Here is a 9,767-nt window from a genome sequence, read left to right on the forward strand (position 1 = left end):
CCTTGCTGCATGTCCCCTTTTCCGTCGCTATCAGCCCTCACAACGACAGAAAGTGGGACATGGGCGCCACCACCCGCAGGAAGGCATGTCCCAATATCTGCTGTTCTGCCGGCCCACACCGACAGAAAGTGGGACATGGATGCCGCCCGCCGGAAGGTATGTCCCAATATCTGCTGTTCTGCCGGCCCACACCGACAGAAAGTGGGACATGGCTGGGGAGAAGCGCCTCGCCTCAGGCGGGGAGGGGTCAGGACCGCTGGCGGCGTTCCCGGATGCGCATGTTCAGCACGATCGGCGAACCCTCGAAGCCGTAGATCTCGCGCAGGCGCCGCTGGATGAACCGGCGATAGCCCGGGTCGAGGAAGCCCGTGGTGAACAGCACGAATGTGGGCGGTCGGCTCGCTGCCTGCGTGCCGAAGAGAATGCGGGGCTGCTTGCCGCCACGCAGCGGGTGGGGATGCTCGGCCACGAGCTCCGAGAGGAACGCATTGAACTTGCCGGTCGGGATGCGCTGATCCCACGACATGAGGGCGGTCTCCAGCGCGGGCACGAGCTTGTCGAGGTGACGGCCGGTCTTCGCGGAGATGTTCACGCGAGGCGCCCAGGCGACGTGCGCGAGGTCGCGCTCGATCTCCCGTTCGAGGAACCGCCGCCGGTCCTGCGCGTCCATGTCGTCGTCGTTCAGGCGATCCCACTTGTTGTAGGCGATCACGAGCGCCCGGCCCGATTCGAGCACGAGGTCGATGATGTTCAGGTCCTGCACGCTGATCGGCTGGGTCACGTCGATCACGACGACCGCAACCTCCGCCTTCTCGAGCGCCGCCGACGTGCGCAGCGATGCGTAGAAGTCGGCGCCCTGCGACAGGTGCACACGCCTGCGGATGCCGGCCGTGTCGACCAGGCGCCACATCTTGCCGCCCAGCTCGACGATCTCGTCCACCGGGTCGCGGGTGGTGCCCGCGAGCTCGTTCACGACGACCCGCTCTTCACCGGCCGCCTTGTTCAGCAGCGATGACTTTCCGACGTTCGGGCGGCCGAGGATCGCGACCCGGCGCGGTCCGCCGATCTCGGCGGATGCCACGGCCGAGACGGTCGGGAGCACCTTCATGATCTCGTCGAGGAGGTCGGCGACCCCGCGACCGTGGATCGCCGAGACCGGGTGCGGCTGACCGAGACCCAGGTTCCACAGCGCTGCCGCCTCGGGCTCCTGCCGGGCGTCGTCGATCTTGTTGGCGACGAGGAACACCGGCTTGCCGCTCTTGCGGAGGAGCTTGACGACGTGCTCGTCGGTGGAGGTCGCCCCCACCATCGCGTCGACGACGAACAGCACCACGTCGGACAGATCGATCGCCACCTCGGCCTGCGCGGCGACGGACGCGTCGATGCCACGGGCATCCGGCTCCCACCCGCCGGTGTCCACGAGGGAGAAGCGACGGTCGAGCCACTCGGCCTTGTACGTGACTCGGTCGCGCGTGACACCGGGGGTGTCCTCGACCACGGCCTCACGACGGCCGAGGATGCGGTTCACGAGCGCCGACTTGCCGACGTTCGGGCGCCCGACGATCGCCACGACGGGCAGCGCCGGCAGATACTCGATGCCGTCCTCGCCCACCACGGCACCATCCAGCAGCGCGGCGTCCTCGTCGTCGAGATCGTAGTCCTGCAACGACGCGCGCAGCGCGGTCGCCCGCTGGTCGGCGAGCTCATCGTCCATGTCGGCGAGCGTGGCCTCGAGATCGTCGGGGCCGGCGGTGTATTCCTCGTCGGCGGCCATCAGCGCACCCCTCCCTCGGCGATGACGCCGAGCACGGCGTCGACGGTCTGCTCGAAGTCGAGCTCGGTCGAGTCGACAACCGTCACGCCTTCTGCGGCGGTGAGGAAGTCGACGACCTTCGAATCGGCGGAGTCGCGACGACGCAGCGCGTCTGCGACAGCCGTGGTGTCGTCGCCGGTGAGCTCGGCGCTGCGGCGCGCGGCGCGCACCTCGGGGGCGGCGGTCAGCAGGATGCGCACCGGCGCATCCGGGGCCACGACCGTGGTGATGTCACGCCCTTCGACGACGACGCCAGCGCGGCCGGATCCGGCGACCATGGCGCGGAACATGGCGTTGACGGACTGGCGCACGGCCGGCACGCGGGCAACGCCGCTGACGGCCTCCGTCACCCGGGTCTGTCTGATCGCATCGGTCACGTCGACGTCGCCGACACGCACCCAGTACCGGTCGGGGTCGAGCGAGATGGCGTACTCGAAGTCGCCGGTCGCATCGAGGACGGCGGCGGAATCGGAGGTGTCGACGCCGCGCTCGACGGCGTGCCATGCGAGCGCACGATATGCCGCTCCGGTGTCGAGGTAGCCGAAGCCGAGCCGGCGGGCGACCTCCTTCGACACGCTCGACTTGCCGCTGCCGGCGGGACCGTCGACCGCGACGATGGTCACGGGTGAGGTCTCGGCAGACGGCGGCGTGGGTGCGGGTGGTGTGGCCCCCGCGGGCGTGGACAGATCAGTCATGGGTTGTACTCGCTATCTTCCAGCCGCGCGCCTGCAGTCCGTCGACGCAGCGATGCACGACGCCCGGGGCGACGCTGATCTCGGCGAGACCGAACTGCGCGCCCGGGGAGTGTTCCAGGCGCAGGTCCTCGACGTTCACGTCGAGGTCGCCGAGGTCGCCGAACAGCCGGCCGAGCTGCCCGGCACGGTCGTCGACCATGACGACGACGCTCTCGAAACGACGGTTCTGGCCATGTTTTCCGGGGAGGCGCTCGACGCCGTCGTTGCCGCGCCGGATGGCATCGGCCACGGCGCGGCGGGCGCCGGTGGCTTCGGGGTCGCGGAGCGCATCCGCCACCTGCGTGAGGTCCGCGGCGAGCTCGTCGAGAACGTCGACGACCGGCGCCGCATTGGCGCCGAGGATCTGGACCCACAGTTCGGGGGCGGACGCCGCGATTCGGGTGGTGTCGCGCACGCCCTGCCCGGCCAGGCGCAGCGACCCCTCCGGGGCCTCGACGAACCGGCCCGCGAGCAGGCTGGCGACCAGCTGCGGCACGTGGGAGACCAGGGCGACGGAGTGGTCGTGCTCCTCGGGCGACATCTCGATGGGCGTGGCTCCGAGGTCGAGGATGAGGCCCTCGACGACCGCGAGGTCGGCTGCGCGGGTCTCGCGATCACGGCAGACGACCCAGGGACGGCCGATGAAGATGTCCGCACGTGCGGAGATCGCTCCCCCGCGCTCACGGCCCGCCAGCGGATGCGACCCGATGTAGCGCGTGAGGTCGACGCCGCGCTCGCGCAGCGCCCTGAGCGGCTCGAGCTTCACGCTGGCGACGTCGGTGACCACGGCGTCCGGGAAACGGGCGAGCTCGGCGGCGACGACGTCGGCGGTGACATCCGGCGGCACGGAGACGACCACCAGCGACGGATCGTCGGTCTTGCGGGCGGCACGGCCGGCGCCGTAGTCGATCGCCAGACGAAGCTGCGCCGGCGACGTGTCGGCGAGCACGACGTCGACGCCGAGGGCGACGAGCGCGTGCCCGATGCTCGCGCCGAGCAGTCCCGCCCCGACGACGCGCACGGTCCCCGACGAGCGCGCCGACAGGCGGTCGCTGCCGCCGGCGCGTGGCTGATCGAAGGCGTCGGTCACGGATTCTCCGGAGAGGGGGTGGATGGGCCGCCGCGAGAGAGAGTCAGCAGCGCGCCGCGCTCCACTGTAGTCAATTCCCGGGTCTTGCCGGCTGGGAGCGTGCCCAGGTGGAGCGGTCCGAACTGGCGACGCACCAGATCCTCGACGGGGTGCCCGACGGCGTCCATCATCCGACGCACGATGCGGTTGCGACCGGAGTGCAGGGTGAGCTGCACGAGGGATCCGTCGCCCGCGGCACTCGTCGAGAGGATGCGCGCCTTGTCGGCCGCGATCGGGCCGTCGTCCAGGTCGATGCCGCGAAGCAGGGCGGCGACCGTCTGCGCGCTCACCCGCCCGGCCACCTTGGCGATGTAGACCTTGGTGACGCCGAAGGACGGGTGCGCGAGCACGTGGGACAGCTCACCGTCGTTGGTGAGCACGAGCAGGCCACTCGTATCGGCGTCGAGGCGGCCGACATTGAACAGGCGCTCCTCGAAGCGCTCGGTGTAGCGGCGCAGATCGGGGCGCCCCCGGTCGTCGCGCAGGGAACTGACGACTCCTCGCGGTTTGTTGAGCATCACATAGCGCTTCGTGGCATCCAACTGCACGGCCGTGCCGTCGACATCGACGAGATCGGTCTCGGGGGCGATGCGGGTGCCGAGTTCGGTGACGACGGCCCCGTTCACGCGCACCCGGCCGGCGACGATCATCTCTTCGGCCACACGGCGCGACGCCACACCCGCCTGCGCGAGCACCTTCTGCAGCCGCACACCTTCGGGTCCCGCGGCGCTCATCGGATCACCTCCGCGTCGAATCCGGTCGAGCCGTCGTCGAGCAGCGGCGAGATCGGCGGAAGCTCGTCGAGGGAATTGATGCCCAGGTTCACCAGCAGCGCATCGGTCGTGCCGTAGTTCACGGCGCCGGTATCCGGGTCGGCGAACAACTCGGTGATGAGGCCGCGGGCGAGGAGGGTGCGCACGACGGAGTCGACGTTCACCGCTCGGATGGACGCGATCTGCCCGCGCGTGATCGGCTGCTTGTAGGCGATCACAGCGAGCGTCTCCAGCGCCGCCTGCGACAGCCGGGACGGCGCCTGTCCGCTGACGAACTCCTGCACGACGTCATCATGCTCTTCACGCACGTACAGTCGCCACCCGCCACCCACCTCGCGCAGCTCGAAGCCGCGGCGGGGACCGCCGGACTCGCCGTCGTAGTCGGCGACGAGAGCCTCGACCGCTTGACGCACGGCAGGGACGGGGCTCCCCACGGCCGTCGCCAGGCTCACGAGGCTCTGCGGCTCGTCGACGACCAGCAGGATGGCCTCCAGCCGCCGGACGACCGAGCCGGTGTCCTGCGGGCGGGTCGGCGGCTCGATCGCGTTCGTTTCATCGGTCATAGTCGGCTCCCAGAGTGGCGAGGTTCTCGTCGGACCAGCGCGGTGCCGTCCAGCGCAGGGTGAGCTCCCCGAGCGGCTCGAGCTGCTCGAAGGAGAGTGCCGCGTGACGGTGCAGCTCGAGCACCGACAGGAATCGAGCGACGATGATGCCCGTCTGGGTGATACCCGACACGAGATCACGGAAGCTGAGGGTTCCGGCATCCCGAAGCAGCGTGACCACGACGGCCGCCTGTTCCCGGATGCTGACGAGCGGCGCGTGCAGGTGGTCCAGGCCGACCAGCGGAATCTCCTTGGGCGCGAACGCCATCATCGCGATCGCCGCGAAGTCGTCGGCACTGAGCGTCCACACCAGCTCGGGCACGGCCGAACGGTGCTTGTCCTCGAGTTTCACCGAGCGGGTGTGACGCCGGTCCTCGCGGCGCAGGAACCGCTCGAACCAGGCGGACACCTCCTTGAAGGCCCGGTACTGCAGCAGGCGTGCGAAGAGCAGGTCTCGCGCCTCGAGCAGCGCGACAGCCTCGGCGTCGACCAGTTCGCCCTGCGGCAGGAGTCCCGCGACCTTCATGTCCAGGAGGGTGGCCGCGACGACGAGGAACTCCGAAGCCTCGTCGAGCTCGTCGGGCCCGAGGTCTCTCAGATACGCGATGAACTCGTCGGTCACTCGGCTCAGGGAGACCTCGGTGATGTCGAGTTCGTGCTTCGAGATGAGCTGCAGCAGCAGGTCGAAGGGACCGTCGAACACGCCCAGCGATACCCGGAAGCCGACACCGGCATCGTCCGCCGCGACGAGCGGGGAATCGTCCGATTCCGCGGCGGTGTCCTCGGGATCCTCAGGCGACGGCGCCACGGTCGACCAGCTCTCGAGCCAGGCGCAGGTACGCCTGGGCGGCCGAGTGCTCGGGCGCGAATTCCGTGATCGGCATGCCCGAGACCGAGGCGTCCGGGAACTTCACCGTGCGGCCGATCACCGTCTCGAGCACATCGTCGCCGAAGGCCTCGACGACGCGCTCCAGCACCTCGCGCGAGTGCAGGGTGCGCGGGTCGTACATCGTCGCCAGGACGCCGTCGAGGGTGATGGTGGGATTCAGGCGGTCGCGCACCTTGTCGATCGTCTCGATGAGCAGCGCGACACCGCGCAGCGCGAAGAACTCGCACTCCAGCGGGATGATCACGCCGTGGCTCGCGGTGAGCGCGTTCACGGTGAGCAGGCCGAGGGAGGGCTGACAGTCGACGAGGATGACGTCGTAGTCCTTCGAGACCTTTCGCAGCACCTGGGCGAGGATCTGCTCGCGCGCCACTTCGTTGACGAGGTGGACTTCCGCGGCCGAGAGATCGATGTTGGCCGGGATGATGTCGAGGCCGTCGACGCGGCTCGGCACGATCACCTCGTGCGGGTCGCGCTTGGTGTTCAACAGCAGGTCGTAGATCGTCGGGATGTCGTGCGTCTGGATGCCGAGGCCGGCCGACAGGGCGCCCTGCGGATCGAAGTCGACGGCGAGCACCTTGCGGCCGTATCCGGCCAGCGCCGCGGCGAGGTTGATGGTCGTCGTGGTCTTGCCGACGCCGCCCTTCTGGTTGCAGAGCGACACGATGCGCGCGGGCCCGTGCCCGTCGAGCGCGGGCGGAGTGGCGAATCCGCGATAGGGCCGTCCGGTCGGACCGAGGACCGTCTCGTCACCGGACGCCTTCGTCTCGCCGCGTTTGGTTGCCGCCACCGACTCTCCTGCCTTCGCCATAACGTGCACCGATTCTAGTCATCCCCCGGCGCCAGGCCCGGCTGACCCGCGGGTCAGCGCGCGCGAGGATGCGACGTGACGTACACGTCGCGCAGCGCGTCGACGCTCACGTGCGTGTAGATCTGGGTCGTCGCCACCGACGCATGACCGAGCAGCTCCTGCACGACGCGGACGTCCGCCCCGCCCTGAAGCAGGTGGGTGGCGAACGAGTGGCGAAGCGTGTGGGGGGACACATGGGCGGTGAGCGATGCGCGCTCGGCCGCCTGCTGCAGCACCAGCCACGCGCTCTGCCGCGACAGGGGTGCGCCGCGTGCGCCGAGGAACAGACGAGGCGTCGCACGACCGCGCCGCGACAGTTCCGGACGTGCCCGGGTCAGATAGGCCTCGACGGCTGCCTGCGCGTAAGACCCGACCGGGACGATGCGCTCCTTCGCGCCCTTGCCTCGCACCCGGACGATGTCTCCGTGCGCCATGTCGTCGACGTCGAGCTGCACGATCTCCGACACGCGCGCACCCGTCGCGTACAGCAGCTCCAGGAGCGCACGGTCGCGCAGGCCGACCTCATCGCCGGGGGCTGCGGCCGCCGGCGAGGGACCGGAGGCATCCAGGAGAGCCTCGACCTGATCGATCCGGAGGGCTTTCGGAAGGCGTCGAGGCATTCGGGGCGGGCGCAGCCGGGCCGCGGGGTCGGAACGCTCGATCTCTTCGCGCACCAGGAATCGATGCCAGCCCCGTACGGAGGACTGCAGGCGTGCGAGCGAACTCGATGCCGGTGGCGGATCCTGGGCGGCCCGCTCGGCGATGAACGCCGAGACCGTCTCGGAGACGATGCCGGACGTATCGGTGATCCCCTGGTCGTTCAGCCACGCGGCGTACACCGCCAGGTCGCGCCGATAGGCACCAAGGGTGTGCTCCGACAGCCCCCGTTCCACCGTGACGTGGCGCAGATACGCGTCGACGGCACGATCGACGTGCACGTCAGCCCTTCGCCACGGCCTCGTGCAGCCGGTGAGACGCCGCGAGCACGCCGACAGCCAGGATCCCGTTGCGGAATCGGCCGGCGAGCACGCCCTCGACGGCCTGACCGAGAGGCATCCACTCCTGACGGATGTCGGCCTCCTCGTCCTCACGGTCGTGCGGCGTTCCGACGGAGCGCAGGCCCCGCGCGAGGAAGAGGTGCACGACCTCGTCGTTGCCTCCCGGGGTGGTGAAGATGCTGACGAGACTCTCCCAGCGCTCCGCCTCGAGGTCGACCTCTTCGGCGAGTTCGCGTCGCGCCGTCTCGAGCGGCTCCTCGCCCTCGACATCGAGCAGCCCCGCCGGGATCTCCCAGTCGCGTCGACGGATCGGATGGCGGTACTGCTGGATGAGCAGCACCCGGCCCTCGTCGTCGACCGCGACGACCGCGGCGGCGCCGGGGTGATCGACGTACTGACGCACGATCTCGCCCTCGCCGTAGCGGAAGGTGTCGCTGCGCACATCCCACACACGACCCTCGTACACGAGCTCCGTGTCGACGATCTCGACCTCGACGCGCTCGTCGCTCAATGACTCACTCATCGTCGACATCGAACAGCTCGCTCGAACGGTGGCGCTCCAGGGCTGCTCCGATGAGCCCACGGAACAGCGGATGCGGGTCGGTCGGGCGCGAGCGGAGCTCCGGATGCGCCTGCGTGGCGATGTAGTACGGATGCACGTCCCGTGGCAGCTCCACGAACTCGACGAGGTTGCGATCGGGCGACAGGCCCGAGAAGCGCAGCCCGGCGGTGGCGATCGCGTCGCGGTAGGCGTTGTTGACCTCGTACCGGTGACGATGCCGCTCTTCGATCCGTGCGGCGCCGTAGACCTCCGCGGCCAGAGACCCCTCGCCGAGGTCGGCGGGATACAGCCCCAGGCGCATGGTGCCGCCGAGATCGCCGCGATCGATGATGTCGACCTGTTCGGCCATGGTCGCGATGACCGGAGCCGGCGTGCCGGGATCGAATTCGCTCGACGAGGCCCCGTCGATGCCGGCGACGTTCCGCGCGTACTCGATGACCATGCACTGCAAGCCGAGGCAGATGCCCAGCGTGGGGATTCCCTGCTCCCGGGCGAATCTCAGCGCGCCGAGTTTCCCCTCGATGCCGCGGATGCCGAAGCCCCCGGGGACGATGATGCCGTCGAGGCCGCCGAGCGCCTTCGCAGCGCCGTCGGGCGTCTCGCACAGATCGGACGGGATCCAGGTGATGTTCACATGCGTCTCGTGGGCGAACCCGCCGGCCTTGACCGCCTCCGTGACCGACAGGTAGGCGTCGGGCAGATCGATGTACTTGCCGACGAGGCCGATCGTCACCTCGTGCTTCGGATTGTGCACCGCCTGGAGCACTCGTGCCCATCGAGACCAGTCCACGTCGGTGGCGCGCTCGAGACCGAGCGCGCGCACGATGTAGGAGTCGAGGTGCTGGTCGTGGAGCATCGACGGGATGTCGTAGATGCTCGGCACGTCGACGGCGTTGACCACCGCGTCCTCGTCGACGTCGCACATGAGGGCGATCTTGCGCTTATTGGACTCGGTGACGGGCCGGTCGCTGCGCAGCACGAGCGCATCGGGCTGGATGCCGATCGACCGGAGCGCGGCGACCGAGTGCTGCGTCGGCTTCGTCTTCTGCTCCCCCGACGCACCCATGAACGGCACGAGGGAGACGTGGACGAAGAACACGTTGCCTCGTCCGAGCTCATGACGGATCTGCCGGGCCGACTCGATGAACGGCTGCGACTCGATGTCGCCGACGGTGCCGCCGATCTCGGTGATGATGACGTCGGGCTTCGGCGTCTCGTCGGCCTGCAGACGCATCCGGCGTTTGATCTCGTCGCTGATGTGCGGGATCACCTGCACCGTGTCGCCGAGGTACTCGCCTCGCCGCTCGCGCGCGATCACCTGCGAGTAGACCTGACCGGTCGTGACGTTGGCGGCCTGGCTGAGCTCGATGTCGAGGAAGCGCTCGTAGTGACCGATGTCGAGATCGGTCTCGGCACCGTC

10 protein-coding genes are annotated in these 9,767 nt (G+C 69.4%); all 10 read right to left on the minus strand.

Features of this window, described 5'->3' with window-relative positions:
• Positions 1-247: 247 nt before the first annotated feature.
• Positions 248-1,774: a ribosome biogenesis GTPase Der gene (gene der, locus B4E30_RS03025; RefSeq protein ID WP_286793432.1), complete on the minus strand. Its 1,527-nt coding sequence runs from the start codon at positions 1,772-1,774 to the stop codon at positions 248-250.
• Positions 1,774-2,508: a (d)CMP kinase gene (gene cmk, locus B4E30_RS03030; protein WP_194383339.1), complete on the minus strand. Its 735-nt coding sequence runs from the start codon at positions 2,506-2,508 to the stop codon at positions 1,774-1,776. The genes der and cmk overlap by 1 nt, the downstream gene beginning before the upstream one ends.
• Positions 2,501-3,637 carry a prephenate dehydrogenase gene (locus tag B4E30_RS03035; RefSeq protein WP_194383340.1) on the minus strand — a complete coding sequence of 379 codons (1,137 nt, stop codon included), beginning with the start codon at positions 3,635-3,637 and terminating at the stop codon, positions 2,501-2,503. The genes cmk and B4E30_RS03035 overlap by 8 nt, the downstream gene beginning before the upstream one ends.
• Complete coding sequence (locus B4E30_RS03040; RefSeq protein ID WP_286793433.1) at positions 3,634-4,410, minus strand: pseudouridine synthase; 777 nt, start codon at positions 4,408-4,410, stop codon at positions 3,634-3,636. The genes B4E30_RS03035 and B4E30_RS03040 overlap by 4 nt, the downstream gene beginning before the upstream one ends.
• Complete coding sequence (gene scpB / locus B4E30_RS03045) at positions 4,407-5,012, minus strand: SMC-Scp complex subunit ScpB (RefSeq protein ID WP_286793434.1); 606 nt, start codon at positions 5,010-5,012, stop codon at positions 4,407-4,409. Before scpB ends, B4E30_RS03040 begins: the two co-directional genes overlap by 4 nt.
• Positions 5,002-5,859 (minus strand): segregation and condensation protein A, encoded by an 858-nt coding sequence (locus tag B4E30_RS03050; protein ID WP_286793435.1) that lies wholly within the window; start codon positions 5,857-5,859, stop codon positions 5,002-5,004. The genes scpB and B4E30_RS03050 overlap by 11 nt, the downstream gene beginning before the upstream one ends.
• Entirely contained in the window at positions 5,843-6,748 is a 906-nt protein-coding gene (locus B4E30_RS03055) for a ParA family protein (RefSeq protein WP_228480764.1), read from the minus strand. Before B4E30_RS03055 ends, B4E30_RS03050 begins: the two co-directional genes overlap by 17 nt.
• Before the next feature lie 53 nt (positions 6,749-6,801).
• Positions 6,802-7,725, minus strand: a complete 924-nt coding sequence (gene xerD, locus B4E30_RS03060; protein ID WP_071043717.1) for a site-specific tyrosine recombinase XerD — start codon at positions 7,723-7,725, stop codon at positions 6,802-6,804.
• A gap of 1 nt (position 7,726) precedes the next feature.
• Complete coding sequence (locus B4E30_RS03065) at positions 7,727-8,308, minus strand: NUDIX domain-containing protein (RefSeq protein ID WP_286717673.1); 582 nt, start codon at positions 8,306-8,308, stop codon at positions 7,727-7,729.
• Positions 8,301-9,767, minus strand: a 1,467-nt coding sequence (locus B4E30_RS03070) for a CTP synthase (protein ID WP_286793436.1), incomplete at its 5' end; no start/stop codon positions are given. The genes B4E30_RS03065 and B4E30_RS03070, both read right to left, overlap by 8 nt.

The organism is Microbacterium sp. UBA3394 (assembly GCF_002358725.1).
Lineage (GTDB): Bacteria > Actinomycetota > Actinomycetes > Actinomycetales > Microbacteriaceae > Microbacterium > Microbacterium luteum.

What these genes read in the sequence shown, in the direction of transcription:
- der (WP_286793432.1), bottom strand. Translation starts at nt 1,774, where the DNA reads ATGGCCGCCGACGAGGAATACACCGCCGGCCCCGACGATCTCGAGGCC.
- cmk (WP_194383339.1), bottom strand. Translation starts at nt 2,508, where the DNA reads ATGACTGATCTGTCCACGCCCGCGGGGGCCACACCACCCGCACCCACG.
- B4E30_RS03040 (WP_286793433.1), bottom strand. Translation starts at nt 4,410, where the DNA reads ATGAGCGCCGCGGGACCCGAAGGTGTGCGGCTGCAGAAGGTGCTCGCG.
- scpB (WP_286793434.1), bottom strand. Translation starts at nt 5,012, where the DNA reads ATGACCGATGAAACGAACGCGATCGAGCCGCCGACCCGCCCGCAGGAC.
- B4E30_RS03055 (WP_228480764.1), bottom strand. Translation starts at nt 6,748, where the DNA reads ATGGCGAAGGCAGGAGAGTCGGTGGCGGCAACCAAACGCGGCGAGACG.
- B4E30_RS03065 (WP_286717673.1), bottom strand. Translation starts at nt 8,308, where the DNA reads ATGAGTGAGTCATTGAGCGACGAGCGCGTCGAGGTCGAGATCGTCGAC.